Origin of the sequence: Ornithinimicrobium avium, assembly GCF_003351765.1 — a bacterium.
Classification (GTDB): Bacteria; Actinomycetota; Actinomycetes; order Actinomycetales; family Dermatophilaceae; genus Ornithinicoccus; species Ornithinicoccus avius.
The window spans coordinates 1,058,973-1,082,641 of the sequence record NZ_CP031229.1 but is presented as its reverse complement, the minus strand read 5'-3'; the positions used below and the strand labels follow the sequence as shown (position 1 = coordinate 1,082,641).

At 74.7% G+C, this 23,669-nt stretch carries 19 protein-coding genes and 2 pseudogenes; 12 read left to right on the top strand and 9 right to left on the bottom strand.

Translation table 11 applies throughout. The features are described from left to right. Nucleotides 1–37: 37 nt before the first annotated feature. Entirely contained in the window at nucleotides 38–757 is a 720-nt protein-coding gene (locus DV701_RS04945) for a response regulator transcription factor (RefSeq protein WP_162802815.1), read from the bottom strand. A 189-nt stretch (nucleotides 758–946) separates the two neighbouring features. Here DV701_RS04945 and DV701_RS04940 point away from each other — a divergent pair, with 189 nt between their 5' ends. Then, nucleotides 947–4,249 (top strand): DEAD/DEAH box helicase, encoded by a 3,303-nt coding sequence (locus tag DV701_RS04940; RefSeq protein ID WP_228255229.1) that lies wholly within the window; start codon nucleotides 947–949, stop codon nucleotides 4,247–4,249. A 19-nt stretch (nucleotides 4,250–4,268) separates the two neighbouring features. On the opposite strand, the gene DV701_RS04935 is transcribed toward DV701_RS04940, so the two are convergent. Further along, a complete protein-coding gene (locus DV701_RS04935; RefSeq protein ID WP_162802814.1) occupies nucleotides 4,269–4,919 on the bottom strand; it encodes a VOC family protein in 651 nt (216 codons plus the stop codon). A gap of 267 nt (nucleotides 4,920–5,186) precedes the next feature. Between DV701_RS04935 and DV701_RS04930 the strand changes: the two genes are divergently transcribed. Then, nucleotides 5,187–5,513: a carboxymuconolactone decarboxylase family protein gene (locus DV701_RS04930; RefSeq protein ID WP_114927318.1), complete on the top strand. Its 327-nt coding sequence runs from the start codon at nucleotides 5,187–5,189 to the stop codon at nucleotides 5,511–5,513. A gap of 12 nt (nucleotides 5,514–5,525) precedes the next feature. Then, nucleotides 5,526–5,975, top strand: a complete 450-nt coding sequence (locus DV701_RS04925) for a carboxymuconolactone decarboxylase family protein (protein ID WP_114927317.1) — start codon at nucleotides 5,526–5,528, stop codon at nucleotides 5,973–5,975. 22 nt (nucleotides 5,976–5,997) lie between these two features. Here the strand turns inward: DV701_RS04925 and DV701_RS04920 are convergent, their stop codons facing one another. Together DV701_RS04920 and DV701_RS04915 are read right to left on the bottom strand one after the other, a co-directional pair. Further along, on the bottom strand, nucleotides 5,998–6,564 hold the full coding sequence (locus DV701_RS04920; protein WP_114927316.1) for a DUF488 domain-containing protein: 567 nt from the start codon (nucleotides 6,562–6,564) through the stop codon (nucleotides 5,998–6,000). Further along, entirely contained in the window at nucleotides 6,561–7,469 is a 909-nt protein-coding gene (locus tag DV701_RS04915; protein ID WP_114927315.1) for an NYN domain-containing protein, read from the bottom strand. The genes DV701_RS04920 and DV701_RS04915 overlap by 4 nt, the downstream gene beginning before the upstream one ends. A gap of 173 nt (nucleotides 7,470–7,642) precedes the next feature. Between DV701_RS04915 and DV701_RS04910 the strand changes: the two are divergent. Beyond that, nucleotides 7,643–8,233: pseudogene (locus tag DV701_RS04910) on the top strand (SDR family NAD(P)-dependent oxidoreductase); the annotation flags it as partial. Here the strand turns inward: DV701_RS04910 and DV701_RS04905 are convergent. Then, nucleotides 8,221–11,568, bottom strand: a complete 3,348-nt coding sequence (locus DV701_RS04905; protein ID WP_114927313.1) for a S41 family peptidase — start codon at nucleotides 11,566–11,568, stop codon at nucleotides 8,221–8,223. The pseudogene DV701_RS04910 and the gene DV701_RS04905 overlap by 13 nt on opposite strands. Nucleotides 11,569–11,712: 144 nt before the next feature. Beyond that, a complete protein-coding gene (locus DV701_RS04900) occupies nucleotides 11,713–12,459 on the bottom strand; it encodes a DUF4352 domain-containing protein (protein WP_114927312.1) in 747 nt (248 codons plus the stop codon). Between the two features lie 174 nt (nucleotides 12,460–12,633). Between DV701_RS04900 and DV701_RS04895 the strand changes: the two genes are divergently transcribed. The 5 genes from DV701_RS04895 (at nucleotide 12,634) to DV701_RS04870 (ending at nucleotide 16,828) form a co-directional block, all read left to right on the top strand. Then, entirely contained in the window at nucleotides 12,634–13,929 is a 1,296-nt protein-coding gene (locus DV701_RS04895; protein WP_162802813.1) for a sensor histidine kinase, read from the top strand. Continuing rightward, the gene (locus tag DV701_RS04890) at nucleotides 13,908–14,645 is read left to right on the top strand and encodes a response regulator transcription factor (RefSeq protein WP_228255228.1); all 738 of its coding nucleotides are present in this window, start codon (nucleotides 13,908–13,910) and stop codon (nucleotides 14,643–14,645) included. The genes DV701_RS04895 and DV701_RS04890 overlap by 22 nt, the downstream gene beginning before the upstream one ends. A 169-nt stretch (nucleotides 14,646–14,814) precedes the next feature. After that, nucleotides 14,815–15,555, top strand: coding sequence for a DUF542 domain-containing protein (locus DV701_RS04885; protein WP_114927310.1), 741 nt, complete (start codon nucleotides 14,815–14,817; stop codon nucleotides 15,553–15,555). Between the two features lie 152 nt (nucleotides 15,556–15,707). Then, nucleotides 15,708–16,556, top strand: coding sequence for a L,D-transpeptidase family protein (locus DV701_RS04875; RefSeq protein WP_228255227.1), 849 nt, complete (start codon nucleotides 15,708–15,710; stop codon nucleotides 16,554–16,556). A 77-nt stretch (nucleotides 16,557–16,633) separates the two neighbouring features. Further along, nucleotides 16,634–16,828 (top strand): hypothetical protein, encoded by a 195-nt coding sequence (locus DV701_RS04870; RefSeq protein WP_114927309.1) that lies wholly within the window; start codon nucleotides 16,634–16,636, stop codon nucleotides 16,826–16,828. A gap of 8 nt (nucleotides 16,829–16,836) precedes the next feature. Here the strand turns inward: DV701_RS04870 and DV701_RS04865 are convergent, their stop codons facing one another. From DV701_RS04865 to DV701_RS04855, 3 genes and pseudogenes are all read right to left on the bottom strand, one after another. Beyond that, entirely contained in the window at nucleotides 16,837–17,355 is a 519-nt protein-coding gene (locus DV701_RS04865) for an SLOG cluster 4 domain-containing protein (protein ID WP_162802812.1), read from the bottom strand. A gap of 5 nt (nucleotides 17,356–17,360) precedes the next feature. After that, nucleotides 17,361–18,473 (bottom strand): annotated as a pseudogene (locus DV701_RS04860) (NAD(P)-binding domain-containing protein). Next, nucleotides 18,470–19,945, bottom strand: a complete 1,476-nt coding sequence (locus tag DV701_RS04855) for a DHA2 family efflux MFS transporter permease subunit (protein WP_114930771.1) — start codon at nucleotides 19,943–19,945, stop codon at nucleotides 18,470–18,472. Before DV701_RS04855 ends, DV701_RS04860 begins: the two are co-directional and overlap by 4 nt. 182 nt (nucleotides 19,946–20,127) lie before the next feature. On the opposite strand from DV701_RS04855, the gene DV701_RS04850 reads away from it, so the two are divergent. Genes DV701_RS04850 through DV701_RS04840 form a run of 3 tightly spaced genes read left to right on the top strand, consistent with a single transcriptional unit; the run spans nucleotide 20,128 to nucleotide 23,643 of the window. After that, the gene (locus DV701_RS04850; RefSeq protein WP_114927308.1) at nucleotides 20,128–21,360 is read left to right on the top strand and encodes a metal-dependent hydrolase family protein; all 1,233 of its coding nucleotides are present in this window, start codon (nucleotides 20,128–20,130) and stop codon (nucleotides 21,358–21,360) included. Next, complete coding sequence (locus DV701_RS04845) at nucleotides 21,357–22,661, top strand: MFS transporter (protein ID WP_162802811.1); 1,305 nt, start codon at nucleotides 21,357–21,359, stop codon at nucleotides 22,659–22,661. The genes DV701_RS04850 and DV701_RS04845 overlap by 4 nt, the downstream gene beginning before the upstream one ends. A gap of 10 nt (nucleotides 22,662–22,671) precedes the next feature. Next, nucleotides 22,672–23,643: a quinone oxidoreductase family protein gene (locus DV701_RS04840; RefSeq protein WP_114930770.1), complete on the top strand. Its 972-nt coding sequence runs from the start codon at nucleotides 22,672–22,674 to the stop codon at nucleotides 23,641–23,643. The last annotated feature ends 26 nt before the right edge of the window (nucleotides 23,644–23,669 follow it).

Here is a 23,669-nt window from a genome sequence, read left to right as displayed (position 1 = left end):
GCTGGGGTCGGACCACGGGTGACGGCCGGTGCCGGCGTCAGGTCAGGAGCAGGGTGTCGCCGTCCACCAGGCCGAGCTCCCTGGCGCGGTTGACCGCTGAGAGCCGGTCGCCGACGTCGAGCTTGGCGTAGATGCTGGCCAGGTGGTGGTGCACGGTCCGGGGCGAGCAGCCCGCCAGCCGGGCCATGCGGCTGGCGGTCAGCCCCTGGGAGAGCAGCTTCAGGATCGAGTCCTCGCGCTCGGTGAGCCGCACCAGGCGGGCGGTGGGTGTGGGCAGCGAGTCGAGGTCCAGGATGGCTACCAGCGCGCTCACCACGGGCTGGAGCTCGGTGAGCAGGCGCAGCTCGTCCTCGTCGAAGTCGAGGCCGTCCCTGCCGATGAGCACAGCCGTCGTCCGGACCCTGCCGCGCACCGGGACGGCGACGACCTCCCTGACACCCCAGTGCCGGACGAGCCGGGCGCGGAACTGGGCGCCGTGCCACCGTCCGGGGGTGTAGACGCGGGCGGCGGTCGTCACCGCGGTGGCGCCCGCCCGCAGGCGGTCGAAGAACGGCTGGTCGCCGGTCGTCACCCGCAGCACGGTGGCGGCATGCTCCTCGTGGCGGGCCGTGAGCCCCGACAGCGCACGCAGGTCCACGTCGTCGGCGCCCAGGCACGCGAGGATGCCCAGGTCCGCCCGGACCGCGCGCACCAACCCCTCGACGGCTGCGCCCAGGCGTTCCGTCGGTGTTCCCTGCGTGGCGGCTATGTTCTGCACCACATCGACCACGGCCGTGAATGACCGGGACGAGACCCCTTCGTCCATCGGAACACTATGCCGGAAGGTGGGACCGGTGTAAAGGGACGGTCAAGGCTCGATGAACGTGGCGCATGGTGGGCCGGGGCGGCCCTCAGGGTCTGTGGACGACCGTCGGGGTATGTCGGTCGCGGCGTCTAGCGTGTGGACATGCCGACCGACCTGACCTCCGCAGCCTGGGTGCTGGACGTGTCCCGGGAGCGTCTGGTCGAGGAGCTGGGGACGCTGACCGTCACCCGCGGCGAGGCCTACGTGGCCGAGGGCCGGGTGCGCACGCTGGTGGCCGCGCTCGGCGGGCAGCAGCTGCTGGCCACGGTCTCGGGTGCGGACCGCCACCTCTACCAGACGATCGTGCGGCGGGCCGGGACCGAGGGTGCGGACTGGAGCGGCCAGTGCAGCTGTCCCGTCGGGCTGGACTGCAAGCACACCGTCGCCACGGTCCTGGCCGCCCGCGACCGGTTGGAGACGACCGGCGCCGCGCGCCGGCCGAGCTGGGAGTCGGCCCTCGCGCCGCTGGTCCGCAGCACCACCTCGGCGCCCGCCGCGCCGCGGCACCGGCTGGCCCTGGAGGTGTCGGCGCGCCGCGGTTCCTACCGCGAGGAGGGACTGGTGGTGCTGCTCCGGCCCCTGCGCGACGGGGCCCGCTCGCGCTGGGTGCGCGGTGGGGTGGCCTGGCGCGACCTGACCTCGCCGTGGGCGACGCCCGAGGTCGACCCCGCGCAGCGCGCGGCACTGACCCAGCTGCACGGCCTCGCGCAGGGCCCCTCGTCCTACCACCTCTACGGCGCCGCCGAGCTCCCGCTCGGCGACCTCGGTCCCACCGCCTGGCACCTGCTGCGGCGGGCGCTGGTCACCGGCGTGGAGCTGGTCGCGGGCGAGGGAGCCGAGGACGTCACCCTGGCCCAGGGCGAGGCGGAGGTCGCGCTGGACCTGGCCCGCGACGACGACGGCGGGCTGACGCTGCGGCCGATGGTCACCTCGGTCGGCGCCCCGGGCGGCGAGGACGCCGACGACGTCGGCACCGACCCGGACGGCGGTCGCGCCTTCCTCCTCGGACGACCGCCGCACGGCCTGGCTCGGCTGGGCGAGGACGGGCGGCTGGTGCTGCAGCCGCTGCGCACCGCGGTCGACGCCAGCCTCGCGCCGCTCGTCGAGCGCAGCGAGCCGGTGCGGGTGCCGCCGCAGGACGTGGAGCGCTTCCTCAGCCTCTACTACCCGAGCCTGTCGCGGCAGCTGCACCTCAGCTCGCGGGACGGGAGCGTGCCGGCGGCCGACCAGGTGCGGCCACGCCTGCACCTCGATCTCACGCCCGAGCCCGGGCACGTGCTGCAGCTGGCCTGGTGCTTCCGCTACACGGTGCCCTCCGTCGACGGCGGCGCCGTCGGCGCGACGCTGCCCCTGGAGCGCGGTCCGCAGGACCCTCCCCGGGACCACGACGCCGAGGAGGCCGTGGCGGGCGCCGCGGCGGCGCTGCTGCACGACATACCCTTCACCCTCGACCGGGGGCGGGCAGCGCCCTGGCCGCACCCGCGCTCGACCGTGTCGGGGAGGGCCACCGTCCGGTTCGTCACCGAGGTGCTGCCCCGGCTGGAGGCGCTGGAGGACGTCGAGGTCGAGGTGCACGGCGAGCTGGCGACCTACGAGGAGGCCCAGGAGGCGCCGGTGGTCACGCTGGAGACGAGCGAGGGCCAGGTCGAGGACTGGTTCGACCTGCACGTCACGGTGAGCGTCGGCGGCCAGCCCGTGCCGTTCGAGGCGCTCTTCGCCGCGCTCGTCCGTGGCGACGACGTCATGATGCTGGACTCGGGCACCTGGTTCCCGCTCGACTCACCGGCGCTGCAGGAGCTGCGCCGGCTGATCGAGGAGGCCCGGCAGCTGGACGACCGTGAGGGCGGACTGCGGCTCACGGCCTACCAGGCCGGCCTGTGGGAGGACCTCGTCCGGCTGGGCGTCCCCGGCCAGCAGAGCGCCCGGTGGCAGGAGTCGGTCGAGGCGGTCCTGGCCCTCGGCGACGCGGACCGGGGCACGATCGCGGTGCCCGAGGCTCTGGAGGCGACCCTGCGGCCCTACCAGCTCGACGGCTACCGGTGGTTGAGCACGCTGTGGGACGCGCGCCTCGGCGGCGTCCTGGCCGACGACATGGGGCTGGGCAAGACCCTGCAGGTGCTGGCGACCGTGGTCCGTGCCGAGAGCCGGGGCGACCTGGCCGAGGGGCCGGTGCTGGTCGTCGCGCCCACGAGCGTCGTGACGACCTGGGCGGAGGAGGCGGCGCGCTTCGCGCCGGGGCTGCGGGTGGTGACGGTGGACGCGACCCGGCGGCGCCGGGGCGAGGACCTGGCGGCGGCGGTCGGGGCGGCGGACCTGGTGGTGACCTCCTACACGCTGCTGCGGCTGGAGGCGGCTGACTACCGGGCCCTTCCCTGGAGCGCGACGGTCCTGGACGAGGCGCAGTTCGTCAAGAACCACCGCTCGGCCACCTACCAGGCGGTGCGCCGGGTGGGGGCCGCCCGCACGTTCGCGATCACCGGGACCCCGCTGGAGAACAACCTGATGGACCTGTGGTCGATGTTCTCCCTCGCCGCGCCCGGGCTCTTCCCGCGGCCGGAGCTGTTCAACGAGGTCTACCGGAGGCCCGTCGAGGCCGGAGGGGAGCCGGAGGTCCTGGACCGGCTCCGCCGGCGCATCCGTCCCTTCCTGCTGCGCCGCACCAAGGGCGAGGTCGCCGCGGAGCTGCCGTCCAAGACCGAGCAGACCGTGCACGTCGACCTGCACCCGGCGCACCGGCGGGTCTACGACCGGCACCTCAACCGCGAGCGGCAGCGGGTCCTGGGCCTGCTGCAGGACGTGGACAAGAACCGGATGGCGATCTTCCGGGCGCTGACCACCCTGCGCCAGCTGGCGCTCGACCCCGCCCTCGTCTCCGCCGAGCACGCCGGGCTGGCCACCTCGGCCAAGGTCGCGGCGCTGGTGCAGCAGCTGCGGGAGCTGGCCGCCGAGGGGCACCGGGCGCTCGTCTTCTCCAGCTTCACCAGCTATCTCGCGCTGGTCCGGGCCGCGCTGGAGGAGGCGGGCGTCACCTACTGCTACCTCGACGGCAGCACCCGGGACCGGGCGGCCAGGGTGAGGGCCTTCCGCGAGGGCGACGACCCGGCCTTCCTGATCAGCCTCAAGGCCGGCGGCTTCGGGCTCAACCTCACCGAGGCCGACTACGTCTTCGTGCTCGACCCGTGGTGGAACCCGGCCGCCGAGGCGCAGGCCGTCGACCGCACCCACCGGATCGGGCAGACCCGCCCGGTCAACGTCTACCGGATGGTCTCCACCGGCACGATCGAGGAGAAGGTCGTGGCCCTCCAGGCGCGCAAGCGCAAGCTCTTCGCCACCGTCGTCGACTCCGGCGAGCTGGGCTCGGGGCGGATCACCGTCGCGGACATCCGCGGGCTGCTGGGGGAGTGAGGCCCGCGCGGGCGCGAGCTCAGCCGAGCTCGACCGGACCCCGCGGCGTGCCGAGCCGCGCGCCCAGACCCGCCTGCGGCGCCTGCACCACCGGCACGTCCACCCCCAGCACCCTCAGCACCCGCGCCAGCGCGTCGGCGTCGGGGTGCCGCAGCTCCACGCCGAGCAGCTCCAGCACCGGCAGCTCGGCGTCGCTGGGGTGCGCCGTGCCCTGCCAGTCGATGAGGAAGGGCTGCGCCCCGCCGAACCCGAGCGGGTCGGGCACGGCCAGCCGCCACGCCAGCCGGTCGCCCGAGGGCGTCGCCCTGGAGGCCGCCACGGCCTCGCCGACCTCGATCCCGGCCTCCCGCGCCGTGCGCACGGTCGCGTCCAGGTCTGACGGGCGCACCGCCCACGTGTGCAGCCTCGGCGCGAACCCGCGCCCGAGCCGGCCGAATCCGAGCATCGTGTCCTGCGGCGGGACGCCGACCTGTTCGGGGTCCGGGCCGAGCAGCTCCAGGTAGCACCGGCTCCCGCCGCGCCAGGTCAGGCCGAGCAGCGCGTTGCGGGTGCCGCGGCCGGGGTGGGAGCCGCCGGGCGCGGCCACCACGCCGGTGCGCCCGGCCAGGTCGCGGACCGCCTCGTCGAGGTCGGGGACGGCAAGGACGAGGTGGTCGAGGACGGCCGTCATGGTCACCATCCTCGCCCGCGCCGCCCAAGGACGCACCGGCGCCGTGCCGCCCGGCGTGCACGATGGGCCGTTGCCCGAGCCTTGCGGCCGTTTCCCGCATCGTGCACGCCGGGCTGAACAAGACACCCCCGCAGTGAGCGGACCCGCCCTGTACTTGTCCGCGGTCGGGGTCTACGTTCGAAGGAGAGGCCCACCTGCCGCCGTCCCGGTCGAGCGACCGGCCGCGGCGGGACGGCATACCCCACCAGGACGCAGCCGAGGAGAACGATGCCCGAGTCGATGTACCACCCGACCACGCCAGAGATCTCGAGACGCCGCAAGGAGCTGGCGCCGGAGGTCCACGACGCGTTCACCGCGTTCAGCAGGGCGGTGTTCGCCGACGGCGCACTGCCGGAGCAGACCAAGCAGCTCATCGCGGTCGCGGTGGCGCACACCACCCAGTGTCCCTGGTGCATCAAGGGCCACACCCGACTCGCACGCCGCTCGGGCGCGTCCGACGAGCAGATCATGGAGGCCGTCTGGGTCGCCTCCGAGATGCGGGCCGGCGCGAGCTACGCCCACTCCACGCTCGCCCTCGAGACCCTCGCGGAGTAGAAGGAGGACACCATGAGCGGACAACGGCTCGACATCGCCGCCACCGACCAGGGCGCCTACCAGGCGGTCCTGGCCATGGAGGGCTACGTGCGCAGCAGCGGGATGGACCCGGTGCTCTACGAGCTGGTCAAGATCCGGGCCTCCCAGCTCAACGGCTGCGCCTACTGCCTCGACATGCACAACCGTGACGCCCGCGCCGCCGGCGAGGACCAGCGGCGCCTCGACGTCCTCTCCGCGTGGCGGGAGGCGCCCGACCTGTTCAGCGGCGCCGAGCGGGCGGCGCTCGCCCTCACCGAGCAGGTCACCCGCATCGAGGGCGGCGTGGACGAGGAGGTATGGGGTGCGCTCGCCGAGCACTTCGACGACGGCCAGGTCGTCCACCTCCTCATGTCCATCGCCACGATCAACGTCTGGAACCGGCTGGCCGTCGCCACCCACCAGGATCTGCCCGGGCTGGGATGAGCTCGACCGCGAGCGCCGTGGCCTAGCGCACGCGCGAGCCGTGCACGCCGTCCCAGACCAGCAGGCCGTCGTCGCGGCGGCGGGCTCCCTGGCTGACCGGGTGCGGCCGGCGCCGGCCGTCGTGGTGCAGGTGCAGCACCGGCACGGAGCTCTCCATCTGCACGATGTCGGCCACCAGCCGACGGTGGCAGCGCCACCACACCGTCTCCACGCACAACACCGCGGTCCGCGCCCCGCGCAGCTCCTCGAGCAGCTGCTCCAGCCCGGCGCGGAACTCCGGGCCGCGGGTCCACGCGGCGTAGGCGCGGAACTGCGGGACCTTCCAGAAGCTGTCCGGGCTGGTCGCCCGCTCCTCGGGGGAGAGCTCGCGGCGGCCGCCCAGCCGTTCGTCCCAGCGGTACCCGAACCCGCGCTTCTCGGCGATCCGCTCCAGCACCGGGAGGGCGGCCGCTGCGTTGGCGCGGTCGTCGGGATGGCGCCGGACGTCGATGACCCGTTCGATCCCGCACCCCACGATCAGGTCTCCCAGCTGCGTCTCGTCCAGGGTGCCGTGCCCCACGGTGAGAAGAACCGTCCCCGGGCTGTTCATCGTCCCGCCCCCGCCCCGGCGGCCGGGCCGGCCCGGCCGGAGCCGGCGGCCTTCGTGGTGCCGGCCTTCTTGGTGGCCGTGCCCGTCTTGGTGGCCACCGCCTTGGAGCTCGCGGCCTTGGTGCCCGCAGCCTTGGCGGTGCGCTTCTGGCGCAGCCGCACCTGGCGGCGCGAGCCCTCGGTGCGGGTCTCCAGGTAGGGCTGCTCGTCGACCAGGGAGCTGAGCTTGGCGTGGCCGAAGTCGCGCGGGTCGAAGTCGGCGTGCGTGCGGTTGAGGTGCTGGCCGACCTGGCTCAGCGTGCTCCAGGAGTCGTCGCCGGAGGTGGCGTTGATCGCCTTGGTCAGCGCGCTCTGCAGGTTGATCCGCGAGCTGGCCGGATCGTCGGTGGCCGTCTCGTCGGCGGCGCCCTCCCCGGTGTCCTCACTCACCCCGGCCACGTGCTGCTCGGCCGCACGGTCCTGCTCCTGGATGACCTCCAGGAAGATGAACTGGTCGACCGCCCGGCGCAGCGACTCGGGGGTCTTGCGGCGGCCCAGCCCGAAGACCCGCTTGCCGGACTCGCGCAGCCGGGTGGCCAGCCGGGTGAAGTCCGAGTCGGAGGACACCAGCGCGAAGGCGTCCACGTTGCCCTGCCACAGCAGGTCCATCGCGTCGATGATGAGGGCCGAGTCGGTGGAGTTCTTGCCGATGGTGTTGGCGAACTGCTGGATCGGCTGGATCGCGTGCCGCAGCAGCTCGGACTTCCAGCTGGTGAGCTGGGTGGTGGTCCAGTCGCCGTACGCGCGCTTGACGGTGGGTATGCCGTAGGTCGCCAGCTCCTCCAGCACCGCCCCCGCGTGCTTGGCCGAGACGTTGTCGGCGTCGATCAGCACTGCGATCCTGGTCGAGCTCGTGTCGTTCTCCACCCTCGCCACCCTAGAGGACCAGCGGTGCTCCGGAGCGGTCGGTGGGGCGCGACGGCCCGTCCCGGCGGTCGGCCCGCCCTCCGTAGAGTGACCGGCATGACTGCCGAGGACCCGACGACAGCCCAGCAGCCCCGACGTTCGGCCGGCCGCGGGGTGCTGGTCACCGGCGCCTCGCGGCGGCGGCGGCCGATGCGCTCGGCCGCGTGGACGTGCTCGTCAACAACGCGGCCCGCTTCCTCGACCCGGACGGGCAGGGCAGCCGGCGCGGGGACCACCGGGTCGTGGACACGGCATACCAGGACTGGGTCCGTGCCTGGGAGGCGACGCTGGCGACGAACCTCATGGGGCCGGCCAACCTCACCTTCTGCGTGGCCCGCCACATGATGCAGGTGCCGGCTGCCGAGGGGCTGCCGACCGGGCGGGTGGTCAACGTCGGTTCGCGCGGGGCCTACCGGGGGGAGCCGGAGGTGCCGGCCTACGGCGCGAGCAAGGCGGGCCTGCACGCGTTCGGGCAGTCGATGGCGGTCGCGCTCGCCCCGCACGGGATCGCGGTCACCTCGGTCGCGCCCGGCTTCATCGCCACCGACATGGCGGCCGCGCTGCTCGCCTCGCCGGCGGGCGACGGCATCCGGGCGCAGAGCCCGTTCGGCCGGGTCGCCGCCCCGGAGGAGGTCGCCGCCGCGATCGTCGCCCTGGCCGAGCCGGGCGCCGAGTGGGTCTCCGGGGCCGTGGTCGACTTCAACGGCGCCAGCTACCTGCGCTGACGCACGCGCGGGTCCGGCAGGGGCGGCGGCGTGGCGGCGGGCCGCTCCTCCAGCAGGCGCAGGGCCTCGGCCATCGCACGGTCCAGCTGAGGGTCGTCCTGGCCGAAGAAGTCACCGGGGGAGTGCTCCACCTCGATGTCGGGGTCGACGCCGTGGTTCTCCACGCCCCAGCCCTTGCCCTCCAGCCAGAACGCGTAGCGCGGCTGGGTGATCTGCGTGCCGTCGACCAGGTCGAAGCGGCCGTCGATGCCGACCACGCCGCCCCACGTCCGCACCCCGACCACCGGGCCCAGCCCCATCGCCTGGCCGGCCGCGTTGACGATGTCGCCGTCGGAGCCGGAGTGCTCGTTGGCCACCAGGACGACGGGACCGCGCGGCGAGGCTGCCGGGTAGCGGCTCGCGCCGGCGTGGTGCCTGGCCGGCGCCCAGCCGACCGGGTGGGCGGCCAGCCGCGCCAGGACCAGCTGGCTGGTGTGCCCCCCACGGTTGTAGCGCACGTCCACGACCAGGCCCTCGAGCTCGGTGGCGTGGCGCAGGTCGCGGTGCAGCTGGGCCCAGCCGTGGCTGGCCATGTCCGGCACGTGCACGTAGCCGAGCCGGCCGCCGGAACGCTCGCGGACGTAGTGGCGGCGGGAGCGCACCCAGTCCTGGTAGCGCAGCACCTCTTCGTCCTCCAGCGGCACCACGACGACCCGGCGGTCCGCGCCGTCGCGGCGCAGCGTCAGCTCCACCGGCTTGCCGGCGGCGCCCATCAGGCGCGGCCCCGGCCCGTGGGCGGGGTCGACCGGAGCGCCGTCGACCGCCACCACGACGTCGCCGACCCGGGCACCCACGCCCGCCGCGGCCAGCGGCGAGCGGGCCATGGGCTCGCTGGACTCCCCGGGCAGGATCCGCTCGATGCGCCAGCCCTCCTCGGTGCGGACCAGGTCCGCACCGAGCAGGCCCAGGCGCCGTTCGGCGGCGTCGGCGCCCGGCTGGGCCGCCGGTATGACGTAGGCGTGGGAGGTGTTGAGCTCACCGACGGTCTCCCACAGCACGTCGACGAGGTCGTCGTGGGTGGCCACGGCGTCCAGGACCGGACGCCACCTGGCTAGCGCGCCGTCCCAGTCGACGCCGTCCATGTCCTCGCGCCAGTAGTGCTCGCGCATGATGCGGCCGTTCTCCTCGAACATCTGCCGCCACAGGGCGCGGGGGTCGACCTCGCGCCGGAGCCGGTCGAGGTCGACGGTCACCACCGCGGGGTCCTCGTCCTCGGGACGCCGGTCGGCCGGGGTGACGCTGACGGCGTCGTTGTGGCGCACGACGAGGCGCCGCCCGTCGCCGGAGACCTCGAAGGTGTCGACCTTGTCCACCACCGTCTCCACGGTGCGCTTGGCGAAGGACCACAGCTGGACGCTGTCGCTGCCCGGCTCGCCCTTGACGCCGGCCCGTCTGCTGCCCAGCTGCCCGGTGTCGCCCGACTCGGCCACCCAGGCGACGCCGCCTCCGGTCACCCGCAGGTCGCGGTAGCGCCCGGACGGCACCGGGAACGGGACGACACGCTGCTCGGCGCCCTCGGCGTCCAGGTCCGGCGACGCTGGCACCGAGCGGCCCGAGTCCTTGCCGCCGCCCGCCCCGCCCTCCCCGGTCGGTCCGTCCTGCTGTGCCCCGGCGCGGTCGTCCTCGCCGGTCTCGTCCTCGTCCTCGCTGAGCCGCCAGCCCTGCGCGGTCGGCCCGAACGGCGGTGCCTGCTCGGCGGCCAGGGGGATCAGCCACGGGCGCGTCGACCCGGCGAAGGACAGCGCGAACTCGTGGACGTCGTAGTCCGGGTCGAAGGTCCGCTCGGACAGGAACACCACGTAGCGCCCGTCGCCGGTGAAAGCCGGGTCGTGGTCGTGGAAGGTGCCGGAGGTCAGGGCGACCGGCCCCGCCTGCGCGTCGCGGGTGTCCAGGACCATCAGCCGGTGCAGCTCGGACTCCCCGGCGGTGGGCTCGGACCACACCAGGTAGCGGCCGTCGGGGGAGAAGCCGGGCGACTCCGCCTCGCCCTGCAGCGAGCGGGCGACCTCGCGCACGGCCCCGCCCGCGACGTCGACGAGCCGCACGGACCCGTCGTGGGAGATGGTCGCGACCCGTTCGCCCGCCGGGTCGGTGGCCAGGTGCAGCACCCGGCCGAGCTGCCCGGAGACGAGGACGGCGGGCTCGCCGCCGGCCTCCACGTCGTGCACCTCGAGCCGGTCCTCGCCGTCGGCGTCGGTGACGACGACCGCCCGGCCGGTGCGCCCCAGGAAGCGCGGCTCACGGGCCCGCACCGCGTCGTCGGCGACGACCGCGTGCGCCGGCCCCTCACGGTGCGCCAGCCAGTGCACCGCACCGTGCCAGGCGACCAGGCTGGCGTCGCCGCCGTGGTCGGGACGCACCGGCCCCAGCTGGTCGGTCGGCGCCAGGGAGTACGGGGTGGCCGCGGCCCCCGGCAGCGTCACCTCCACCTCGCGCGCGTCCGCGTCGAGGGAGTCCAGAAGCCAGAGCCGGCCGCGGCTGTGCCAGACCACCCGGTGCCCGTCGGTGGTCGCGTCCCGCACGTAGCCCACCTCCGGCGGCTGCGCGGTCAGCTGGCGCGGGTCGGCGCCCGCAGCCGTGTCCGTGTCGGGCGCGTCGAGGACCCACAGGTCGCCCTGCCGTCCCGCCTCCTCGGCGGTGCCGGGCAGCACGGCGGCCCGGTCGGAGACGAAGGCGAGCCGACCGTCGACCCACATTGGGTCCACGAGCGAGGCCGTGTCGTCGCGCAGGAGCCGCTGCCACGACATGTCCCCTTCGGGGTCCTGCCGGCCGTCTGCGTCGGGGCGGCCCAGCCACAGCCGCGCGGCGGTGCCGCCGCGGTAGCGCTTCCAGTGCGCGGGCGGGCGGCTCATCGGGGTCGACAGGGCCACGAGCCCGTCCTCCCGGACCGCCACGCCGGAGGCCGGGCCCCACGGCGGGGTGCGCACCGACCCGTCGAGCCCGACGGAGCGGACCACCATGTGGCGCAGGTTGGCCTGTCCGCCGTGCGAGGCGACCAGGACCCGGTCCGGACCGTCCCAGCCCAGCACCTGGGTGCGGCTCGCCCCCCACCAGGTGAGCCGGCGAGGGCCGCCGCCGGCGAGCGGCACGGCATACGCCTCGGGGTGTCCGTCCCGGTGGGAGACGAAGGCGACGTGCTCGCCGTCCGGGGAGAAGCGGGGCTGGGCGACCGGGACCGAGTCGTGCGTCAGCCGCCAGGCCCGACCGCCCTCGAGCGGGGCGGTCCAGACGTCGTCGGCGGCGACGAAGGTGAGCAGGTCGTCGTGCAGGTGCGGGTAGCGGAGGTAGTTCGGCACCCGGCCGAGACTAGTCCGCGGGGCTGGCTCCCGCTGCACGTTATCCACCGAGGAGATCCACCGACGGGCGGTCGGGCCGGTGGCATGGTGTGCGAGCGAGGGCCCGGCCACCCCCCTGCGGCGACCGGGCCCTGCGTGGTGCGCTCAGCCGTCGAGCGTGACCCGCACCGCCTTGCCGAGCCAGCCGGACTGCAGGTCCACGGCCACCGGGACGGCGTCCACCGGCACGTCGTAGAGCAGGACGCCCTCCACCTTGTTGCCCGGGTTGATCTCGGTGAGGAACAGGCTCTCCTCGTCCAGCAGCCAGGCGGAGGAGGAGGTTGAGTGCTGCCGGTCCTGGTCGTCGACGAGCTTCTGCTCGCTGTCGAGGAAGTAGTCGGCCTCCGAGCCGGTGTTCTCGACGGTGACGTAGACCTTGACGAACTGGCCTTGCGGGCCCTCGCCGAAGGTGCTGTCGCCGATCCACTCCACGCCCGGCTCGACGTCGGTGACCCGGACCGTGAAGTCTCCGACCTCGACGCTGTCCCCGAGACGGGGGGCGGTCGTGGCGCCAGCCTTCTTCTTCGCGGTGGCGTCCTCCTCCTCGGCAGCGGACTCGTCGGCCGTCGATCCCTGCGAGCTGGCCGACGAGCCCGTGCCTTCCTCGGTGGAGGCGTGTGCGGGCTCCACCGAAGTCTGTGCCGCCGTGCTGTCGGCGTCGTCGCCGCCGCTCAGCGCGCCGCCGACCGCGAAGACGGCCAGCACGGCGAGGATCCCGGTGAGGATCTTGTGGCGGGCGAACCAGCTCCTGCTCCGCGCCTGCTCCGCGGCCGGCGGCGGTCCGGCCGGCGCGCCCTGGGCCGGGTCCCAGCCGGGCGGCGGCGGTGGGGTGGTGCTGCTGCGGTCGCTCATGATGAGCCTCCTTCGTGCTCGCGGGATCTGATGCGGACCAGTGCATCCCGCGGGCCGCCGCGGGCACATCGGCCGATCGGACCGTCCCTGCTGGCCGACCGGCCGGACCGACGCGCCCCGTGCCGGCCGGTCGGCCGATGTGGTCTGTCGGTGCCGCGTCCTACCGTTCCTGCCATGACAGGGACGAAGGTGGCTGGTGCGGTGCGCGTGCCGTCGGTGCTGGGCACGCGCGCCGGCCTCGTCGTGCGCAGCGTCCTGCTCGTCGTGGTGGGCCTGCTCATCACGGTGCTGGCGGTCGCCTCCGCGGGGGAGCGCAACCGGGTATGGGGCTGGTCGGGCGTGGGGGGCGGCGTCGCCGACGCGGTCCAGGGCCTGGCGACGCTGGTCGCGCTGGGCGCGCCGTTCCTGCTCCTCATGCGGCGGCGGGACCTGGCCAACACCGCCTGGGGGCTGGGCTTCCTGCAGCTGATCTTCCCGATCGGGCCGGTCATGCTTCTCGTCCTGCCGCAGGCGGTGCGCCAGGAGGAGCGCAACGAGGCGGAGTCCCTGGGCTTCCTCTACGTCCTCGGCGCCACCGTGTGGTTCGTGCGGGACGCCTTCGGGCCGACCGGAGCGGCGTCGGTCGTCCGCATGGTCACCGCCCCGGTCGGGACGGCGGAGCACCAGGCCACGCCGTTCAACGTCTACAGCGCCAGCGTGGTCTACCTGCTCGTCGTCGTCCTCCCCGTGGTGGTGGCCTTCTACCGGCGCGCCCGCCACCAGCTGGACGACACCCGGCAGGAGGTGGAGGTGCAGCGCGCCACGAGCGGCCAGCTCTCCGCGCGGCTCACCCGGCAGGCCGAGCGCGACCTCATCGCGCGGGAGGTGCACGACGTCATCGGGCACCGGCTCTCCCTGCTCACCCTGCACGCCGGCGGCCTCGAGGTCGCCGCGGACGCCGAACCCGACCTGCGGCAGAGTGCGCGCTACGTCCGGGAGAACGCCCAGCGCGCCATGGACGACCTGCGCTCCCTGGTCACCGTCCTGCGCGAGCCGGCCGCGGGCCCCGGGGAGGGGCCGCTGTCGCCGGTCGCGGTGAGCTCCCTGTCCCAGCTGTCCAGCGTGGTCGACGAGATGGCCAACTCGGGGGTGCCGGTCGCCTCGACGGTCTTTCTGCAGGGCGCCGACGAGGCGGCGCCGGTGCTGGCGCACTCCGTCTACCGGATCGTCCAGGAATTGCTCACCAACGCCCGCAAGCACGCACCCTCCGAGCTGCTGCGGCTCAAGGTCGTCGGCGGACCGGAGGACGGCGTGCACATCCAGGCGTCCAACGCCCTCCCACCCGGTGCCGTGCCGGGCGGCGAGCAGGGCAGCGGCCTGCAGGGCGTCGCGGAGCGGGTCGAGATCCTCGGCGGCAGCCTCGAGCTGCCCGAGGAGGACGGCCGGTTCACCGTGGACGTGCGGCTGCCGTGGACAGGGAGGTCGGAGTGAGCGCCGAGGCGGGGACCGGAGCCGCAGCGGGGACCGGAGCCGCAGCGGGGGAGCGCCCCGTGCGGGTCCTGCTCGTCGACGACGACCCGATGGTGTGCGCCGGGCTGCGGCTGATCCTCGGCCGCGGCAGCGCCGGGCAGGTCGAGGTCGTCGCGTCCGTGCCGGACGGGGACCAGGCCGTCGAGGCCGTGCAGCGCCACCACCCCGACGTCGTGCTCATGGACGTGCGCATGCAGAGGATGGACGGCCTCACCGCCACCATGAGGCTCCGCGCGCTGCCCCACCCGCCCGAGGTCGTGGTGCTGACCACCTTCGACTCCGACGACGAGCCGCTGCGGGCGGCCGCCGCCGGCGCGAGCGGGTTCCTGCTCAAGACCGAGTCCCCCGAGGACCTGGTCCGCCACGTGCTGGCCGTGGCGGCCGGCGAGGGCGCGGTCTCCAAGCGCACCGCCCGCCAGCTGATGCAGCACCTGCACGACACGGTCCTGCCGCCCGAGCAGGTGCGCGCCGTGCGCGCGGTGAGCACCCTGACCCCGCGCGAGGCCGAGGTCGCCGGCCTCGTCGCCCGGGGGCTGTCCAACAGCGAGATCGGCGAGCGTCTCTACGTCAGCACCAGCACCGTCAAGGCCCAGCTGTCCTCGGTCCAGGACAAGCTCGGCGTCGACAACCGGGTGATGGTCGCGGTGATGGTCACCCTGGCCGGCGCCGTGACCTGAACGCCCTGCCGCCGCGGCCCGCGGGACGGGTCGGGCGAGCAGGGGACAGCCCGCCCGACCCGCGTCGTGGCTGGTCGCAGGCGGGACTTGACGCGTGTCAAGGAACCGGGGGTAAGGCTGCCCTAACGTGACGTGCACGACATACCTGCCAGCCCCGGAGGCGAGCACCATGACCAGCACCGTCCCGACCGACCGTTCCCGTCCCGTGTCACCCGGGGAGGTGACTCTCGCCGACCTGGTCCTCGCCGACGGCTCGCGCGCCAAGGTGCTGGAGAAGTTCGGCCTTCGCTACTGCTGCGACGGCGAGAGCACGCTCGCGCAGGCCAGCGCCAACGCCGGCGTGGCGCTCGAGGAGGTCAGCGCCGCGCTGAACCTCACCGCTGCCACCCACGTGCCGGCGGCCGCAGCGGCGGGCGACCTCGGGGGCCTGACCCGGCAGCTCGTCGACACGCACCACGCGCAGATGTGGGGCGCGCTGCTGAAGACCCAGGACCTCGTGGACACCGTGGCCCGCGTGCACGGCTGGCACCACCCGCACCTGCGGCGGGTGCGCGAGCTGTTCTCTGCGCTCGTGGCCGACCTGGGTCCGCACCTGATCCGTGAGGAGCGCGTCGTCTTCCCGGCGATCGCCCAGCTCGAGGCGACGCGCCGTCCGGTCGACACCGGCCAGGGTCCCCTCGTCGACCTGCTCGACGAGCTCACCGGCGAGCACGACGTCATGGGTGCCGTCCTCGGCGAGATCCAGCGCATCACCCACGACTTCGCCACGCCGCACGACGGGTGCGTCACCTTCCGCGAGATGAACGAGGCGCTGCGGACGATGCAGACCCGCCTGCACCACCAGCTCCACCAGGAGAACAACGTGCTCTTCCCCGCGGCCAGGGCGCTGGCCGAGGCGGTCGGGCAGTGACGGCGCACCCGGACCCGCCTGCCAGCCGCTAGCTCGCGAGGCCGACCTGGCTCAGGTCACGATTCGGCATCGTCCGGGCGCGCCGCGCGACATCCCGGGCGGCCCGTCACGTCTACTGGATGACGGCGTCGGACGAGGCGAAGGGGTGAGCCGTGCGCTTGAGGACACGACGGGAAGAGATCTTCCGGGCGTCGCTGGGTCGGCTGGCAGTGGGCCGGCGGGACCTCATCAGGGGCGGGCTGGGCCTGGTCACCGGCGCGGTCCTGGGCGGGCTGCAGGACAGCTGGGACCGCTTCGCGCCCCCGCCACCGCCGGAGCCGGAACCGGAACCGGAACCGGAACCGGAGCCCGAGCCCGAGCAGCCCGCCGAGCCGGTCGAGCCCGCGCCTGAGCCCGAAGAGCCGCCCTCGGCCTTCCGGCGGGGCGACGCCGGTGACGGCGTGCTGGCCCTGCAGCAGCAGCTCAGCGCCGCCAGCTACTGGTGCGGCAACCCCGACGGCGGCTTCGGGCACCTGACCCAGCAGGCGGTGTGGGCGGCGCAGAAGGCCAACGGCCTGGTGGTCGACGGTGTCGCCGGCCCCGCCACCCTGGCGGCCCTCGCCACCGGTTTCCGCCCGGCGCCGGCCGCCGGCGGTGACCACGTCGAGGTGCACGTCGGCATCGACCTGCTCCTCGTCGTCCGCGGCGGCTCCACCGCGATCACGCTCAACACCTCCACCGGCAACGGCGAGCCCTACGAGTACCAGGGCGGCGACTACGTCGCGCACACCCCGGCGGGCGACTTCCAGGTCTGGTACACCGACGCCAGCGGCTGGCGCGAGGGCGAGCTCGGCGAGCTCTACCGGCCGATGTTCTACTACGGCGACTACGCGATCCACGGCTCGGAGAGCATCCCGCCGTGGCCCGCCTCGCACGGCTGCGCCCGCATCTCGGTCGCGGCGATGGACATGTTCTGGTCGCAGAGCCTGCTCGCGATGGGCGGCCGCGTCCTGGTCGTCTGACCTGCGCACGTCCCTGCGTCCGCCGGCCCGGGCGCGGCAGACTGGGAGCACGAGCCCGAGGAGACGAGGAGCACCCGATGAGCAGGTCCACCGACCGGTCCGGCGACGCGTCGCCGTTCGCCTGGATCTTCGGCACCGCGCTGGCCGCGGTCGCGGTCAGCGCCGTGGCGCGGACCGTCCTGGGCAGGCGCCGCGGCGTCCCGCCGCAGGCCCGGGCCGAGGCACCCGGCACGGCACCGCGGACGCCCGCCGGGGAGAGCAGCCAGGGCTGAGCGTCCCCCTACCCGCGGGGCGTCTGAGCGTCCAGCAGCGCGCGGACCAGGTCCGCCGCCTCCTCGGGCGTGCCCGCGCGTCGCGGTGCCGACAGCCCGGGGTCGGTGGGCAGGTGGTCGGCCAGTGCGCCCCAGCCCAGGAGCACCACGGGCACGCCGGTGCGCACCGCGAGCGCGACCTCGCTGAGCGTGCCCCAGCTCGGGCCGACCGCGACGAGGGCGTCGCTGCTGCGCACGAGCAGTCCGTTGCGCAGCTCGCCCAGGCCGGTGGGAACGACGAGGGTATGGGGTGCACCCGCCTGCGCCCGGTCGGTCCCGGGCAGCAGCGCCAGGCTCGTCCCGCCGGCCTCGGCGCAGCCGCCGGCGGCGGCCGCCATCACCCCGCCCAGCCCGCCGGTCACCACCACGGCCCCGGACAGCGCGAGGAGCCGAGCGACCTGCCTGGCCGGCTCCTCCTGCTCGGCGGTGGCCCCCTCGCCGGCGCCGACGACCCCCACGTGGCGGCGGTGCTGCCTGCCCGTCTCCATGGCCGTCAGTGTGGCAGCGCCGGCGGGTCGTCGTCGCGCCCGAGGAGTCGCACCAGCTCGCTCACCGCGGCCCGCCCCGCCCTGTTGGCGCCGATCGTCGAGGACGAGGGACCGTAGCCGACGAGGTGCACGCGCGGCTCGGCGGCGACCCGCGTGCCCGCCATCGTGATGCCGCCCCCGGAGCCGCGCAGGTGCAGCGGGCGCAGGTGGTCCAGCGCCGCGCGGAAACCGGTCGCCCACAGGATGACGTCGACCGGCAGCACGGCGCGGTCGGCCAGCCGCACCCCCTCCGGCACGATCTCGGTGAACATCGGCCGGCGGTCCAGCAGCGGCCCGCAGCGAGGGCGTCCGGATCAGCCCGGTGACCGAGACGACGCTCTGCGGGGCAGGCCGCGCGCGACGCGGTCCTCGACCATCGCGACGGCTGCCCGCCCGGCGCCCGCGTCGAAGGGCGTGTCGCGCCAGACCGGCTCGCGACGGGTGAACCAGCTGGTCCTGGTCACCAGCGAGATCTCGTCGAGCAGCTGGACCGCGGAGATGCCCCCGCCGACCACCGCCACGTGGCGGCCGGCGAGCTCCTGCGCGCTCACGTAGTCGGCCACGTGCAGCTGACGCCCGCGGAAGGTCTCCTGCCCGGGGTAGACCGGCCAGAACGGCTTGGACCAGGTCCCGGTCGCGTTGACGAGCGCTCGGGCCGACCAGGCGCCGACGCTGCTCTCCACCCGCAAGCGGCCGCGCGGGTCGTCGTCCTCGCGGGACACGCTGGTGACGCGGACCGGGCGGAGCACGGCCAGGTCGAGCTGCTCCTCGTAGTCGGCGAAGTAGCCGGTGACGAACTCCGAGCTCGGCGCGCACGGGTCGGCCTGCGGCGTGGGCATGCCGGGCAGCTCGTTGATCCCGTTGACGGTGTCCATCCGCAACGAGCGCCAGCGGTGCCGCCACGCCCCGCCCGGACCCTGCTCGCCGTCCAGGACGACATAGGTCCCGGTCACGCCGTCGGCGCCCCGGCCGACGGGCACGAAGCCGCGGCGGACCAGGTGGTAGGCGGTCGACAGGCCGGCCTGGCCGGCACCGACCACGACGACGTCGACACGGCGCGGTGCGGGCTCGTCGCTCATGTCCGGGCGTGGCGGCCGCGCTCGTGCCGACGCCCCTGCCGCCCCTGCCGCTGCTCGGCCATGTGGCGCGGCAGCTCGAAGAAGAGTGCCGCGAGCAGGCCGACGAGGATGACGGCGGCAGGCAGGAACATCGACTCGGACAGCGCCCGGGAGAACTGCTCGGCGACGAGGGGCGGCATCTGCGCCCCGCCGGTCATGCCCTCACCCGTCCCCGGGGCAGGAGCGCCGGGCGCCCCGCCCAGCCGGGCCGCCAGCCGGGCCTCCATGAGCACCGAGATGGCGGCGCTGCCCAGCACCGAGCCGATCTGCCGGGTCGTGTTGTAGACCCCCGCGCCCGCACCGGCGCGCTGCGGCGGCAGGTTGCGCGTGGCTGCCGTCGACAGCGGCCCCCAGATGAACGGGCTGGCCAGGCCGAGGACGAACTGCGCGGCGAGGACGTGCCACAACGGCGCGTCCGGCGTCATCGCCCGGCTCATCATCACCAGCCCGACCGCGAGCGCCAGGGTGCCGCCGCCGACGAGCAGGCGGGGGTGGACGCGGTCGGTGAGCCGTCCCGCCAGCGGCGCGAGGGCGAAGGACATCACCGATGACGGCGCGAGCAGCAGCGCCGCCATCGTCGGGGAGAGCCCGCGCACGCCCTGCGCCCAGATCATCACCGGGAAGATCATCGCCACCACCGTGAAGCCGGTGGCGGTGATGGCGATGTTGGCCATCGAGAAGTTGCGGTCCCCGAACAGGCGGAGGGGCACGAGCGGCTCGCCCCTGGTGACCGCCTGCCAGACCACGAAGGCGACCATGAGGACGGCGCCGGTGATGATGAGCAGCGGCACCGAGACGAACCCGGTGATCGCGCCCCAGTCGTAGTTCTGCCCCTCCTGGATGCCGAAGACGAGGCAGAAGAGCCCGACCGCGCTGAGGACGACGCCGACCAGGTCGAAGCGGTGCGCGTGCGTCTCCAGCCGGGGGACCAGGCGGACCGCGAGGAGCAGACCCAGGACGCCGACGGGCACGTTGACGAAGAAGATCCACTCCCAGCCCAGGCCGTCGATGAGCACGCCGCCGAGCAGCGGACCGACCAGCGTGGCCACGCCGGCCGTGGCCCCCCACAGCGCCATCGCGCTGCCGCGCCGCTCCGCCGGGAAGGTGCGGGTGATCACCGCCATCGTCTGCGGGGTCATCATCGAGGCCCCCAGGCCCTGCACCGCCCGCGCGGTGATGAGCGCCCCGATGCCCAGGCCGAGGTCGCCGGTCAGCCCGCACCAGAGCGAGGCCAGCGTGAAGACCGTCAGGCCCACCAGGTAGACCGGTCTGGGTCCCACCCGGTCGCCGAGCCGGCCGGTGATCAGCAGCGGCACGGCATACGCCAGCAGGTAGGAGGAGGTGACCCACATGACCTCGTTGATCGAGGCGTCGAAGGCGTCCATGAGCGCGGGCGTGGCCACCGACACGATCGTGGAGTCGACCAGGATCATGAAGAAGCCGATGACCAGGGCCCACAGCGCCGGCCAGGGGCTGGTCGTGGGAGCGGTCACGGGCGGGGCGGCGGTGGTGGGCACATCCGGGGACTGTAGTCCTCCGCGCCGACAGCGACCTGCCGGCGCGCCCCGCCCCCGGTGCGCCGCGGCCCGCGGCCCCGCGCGATTAGGGTGCCGGTATGACGAGCACCCTCTTCCGCGGCGGCACCGTCCTCGACGGCACGGGCAGCCCTCCCGCCGAGGGCGACGTGTATGTGGTGGACGGCCGCGTCGCCCAGGTGGGCACCGGGCTGGACGTGGACGCCGAGGAGGTCGTGGAGTGCGCCGGGTCGACGGTCCTGCCGGGGCTGTTCGACTGCCACGTGCACTTCATGTTCGAGCAGCCGGACCTGATGAGGGTGCTGCAGACGCCGTTCTCGTTGCCGTTCTTCCAGGCCGTGCACCGGATGCGGGCGACGCTGGGGACCGGGGTCACCTGGGTCCGGGACGCCGGGGGAGCGGACCTGGGCGTGGCCGAGGCGGTGCGGCGGGGCCTGACGCCGGGCCCGCGCATGCAGATCGCGCTGACGATGCTCAGCCAGACCGGCGGGCACGGCGACGACTGGCACGTGTGCGGCGCCGAGCTCGGCCTTCTGCCGTCCCACCCGGGCGTGCCGTCCGCCGTGGTGGACGGCCCGGCGGAGATGCGCCGCAAGGTCCGGGAGCTGGTCCGCGCGGGTGCCGACGTCATCAAGGTCGCCACGAGCGGTGGCGTGCTCTCGCCGCTGAGCAACCCGCGGCACGGGCACTTCCGCGACGACGAGCTCGAGGCGCTGGTCACCGAGGCCTCGGCCGCGGGTCTGCACGTGATGGCGCACGCCCAGGCCGCCGAGGGGATCAAGACCGCGGTGCGCGGCGGGGTGCGCTCGGTCGAGCACGGGATCTACCTGGACGAGGAGGCGATCGGGCTCATGCTCGAGCACGGCACCTGGCTGGTGCCGACCCTCTCCGCGCCCCGCGCCGTGCTGGCGCAGGCGGAGGCCGGCGCGGCGATCTCCGACCGCGTGCTGGAGAAGGCCCGGATGGTCGCCGAGGTCCACGACGACTCCTTCCGCCGGGCGGTCGAGGCGGGCGTGCGCGTCGCCATGGGCACCGACTCCGGTGTCGGCGTCCACGGCACCAACCTCGAGGAGGTCAGGCTCATGGCCGACCTGGGCCTGGGTGCGCAGGCCGCGTGGGAGGCCACGACCCGCTCGGCCGCCGAGCTGCTCGGGGTCGAGGAGGACTTCGGCACCCTGGAGCCGGGCAAGGTCGCCGACGTCGTCGTCCTGGACGGTGCCCACGACGACCTCGACGGGCTGCGCGGGCGGGTCCGCTCGGTGCACCAGGGCGGCGTGCGCGTCGTGGCGCGTGAGGGTGACGCCCCACGGTGAGGGCTGCCCGACCGCTGCCGCCGACGGGCCGCCTCATGCTCGGGGCCAGCGCACTGACCGTGCTCGGCGCGCTGCCGCCGTTCCTCGTGGGCGCCCAGGCGGTCCTGATCACCCGCGACCTCGGTTTCGGCGCGGCCGGCGTGGGTCTGGTGGTCAGCGTCTTCTTCGCAGCCGCGGCCCTGCTCACGATCGCCGCGTCGGGCCGGTTCGAGCGGATGAGCAGCCGCACGGGCCGGGTGCTCGCCGGCGCGCTGGTGGCGCTCGGTTGCCTGTCGGTGGCGGTGGCCGTCCGCGACCTGGTCGGTCTCGCCGTCGCGATGCTCGTCCTCGGCGCGGCCAACGCGACCTGCCAGGGCACGTCCAACCGGACCGTGGCCGCCCTCCTGCCCCCGCACCGCCGGGGGCTCGGCTTCGGGATCAAGCAGGCGGCCGTGCCCACCGCGATCATGCTCGGCGGGCTCGCGGTGCCGACCACCACGGCGCTGCTGGGATGGCGCAGCACCTTCGCGATCACCGGCACGGTCGGGGTGCTCGTCATGGTCACGGCGCTGCTCGGCGGCCGCCGGGGCGCGCGGGTGCCGGCGCCGCAGACCGCACGTCGGGCGCCGGGGCCGGATGACCGCGCGCCGTGGGGACCGCTGGTGCTCTGCGCCGTGGCGGTGGGCGCGGCGAGCATGGCGTGCAACTTCGTCGGAGCCTTCCTGGCCACCTGGGCCCACGAGGTCGGTCTGAGCGTGGAGCAGGCGGGCTGGCTCATGGCCGGTGGCTCGGCCACCTCCGTGGTCGTGCGCGTCCTCACCGGCGCCCGTGCCGACGGTCGGTTCGGCGGCAACCTCCCCGTGGTCGCGGCGATGATGCTGGGCGGGGCGGCGGCGGTCACCGGGCTCGGCGCGCTGCCGTTCCCGTCGGCGGTGGTGATCCTGGGGGTCGTGGCCTTCGCGGCCGGCTGGTCCTGGCCGGGGCTGATGCTGTACGCCGTGGCCCGGCTCGGCCGGGACGCGCCCACGCAGGCCACCTCGGTGGTGCAGGCCGGCACCTTCCTCGGAGGCGCGCTGGGGCCGGTGCTCCTCGGACTGGTGGTCGGTGCCGCGGGTTTCAGGTGGGCGTGGAGCGTGGCCGGCGCGCTCTTCCTGCTCTCGGCCATCCTGATCCTGCTGGCGCGCGTGGGCTTCGGGCAGGACCTCCTCCGGCGCCCGCCGGCATCCGTCTTCCACTACGGCGGTGGCCGCAGCCGTCCGAGACGCACGACCGGCGGTGCAGCCGGAGGAGCCGGGACCGCGACCCTGCGGGACGGCGGCTAGGGTCGAGGACATGCGTGCAGTGATCGTCGAGCAGCCCGGCGGCCCGGAGGCCCTCACCCTCGTCGAGCGGGACACCCCCTCGCCCGGACCCGGGGAGGCCCTGGTGCGCGTCGCCGCCGGCGGCGTCAACTTCATCGACGTCTACCAGCGTTCCGGCGCCTACCCGCTGCCGCTGCCGTTCGTCGGCGGCAACGAGGGCGCGGGCACCGTCGTCGAGGTGGGCGAGGACGTCACCGGGCCGGCGGCCGGTGACCGCGTCGCCTGGGCCATGGTGCCCGGGACGGGGTATGCCGAGGAGGTCCTCGTCCCCGCCGCCCGCCTCGTCCCCGTCCCCGACGCGCTCGACCTGGAGGTCGCGGCCGGCAGCATGCTGCAGGGGATGACGGCCCACTACCTGGTCAACTCCACCTTCGAGGCCCGCGAGGGTCAGACCGCGCTCATCACCGCCGCCGCCGGCGGCGTGGGGCTGCTGCTCAGCCAGCTGCTGCGCGACAAGGGCGTCCGGGTCATCGGGACCGTCGGCAGCCCCGACAAGGCGGAGCTGGCGCGCGCCAACGGCTGCTCCGACCCGGTCCTCTACCGAGAGCTCGACCTGGCCGCCGAGGTGCACCGGCTCACCGACGGCCACGGCGTGCACGTGGTCTACGACGGCGTGGGCAAGGACACCTTCGACGCGGGCCTGGACTCGCTGCGGCCCCGCGGCACGATGGTGCTCTTCGGCGCCGCCAGCGGCCCGGTGCCTCCCGTCGACCCGCAGACCTTGAACCAGGCGGGGTCCCTCTATCTCACCCGTCCCTCGCTCGCGCACTACGGCACCGAGCGCGAGGAGCTGCTGTGGCGCGCGGGCGAGGTGCTGGGCGCGGTGGCCGACGGCTCGCTGACCGTCCGGATCGGCGACCGCTACCCGCTGGCCGAGGCGCGGCGCGCGCACGAGGACCTCGAGGCTGGCGGCACCACCGGCAAGCTGATCATCGTTCCCTGACCCGCGTGCCCCGGCCTGACCGGCCC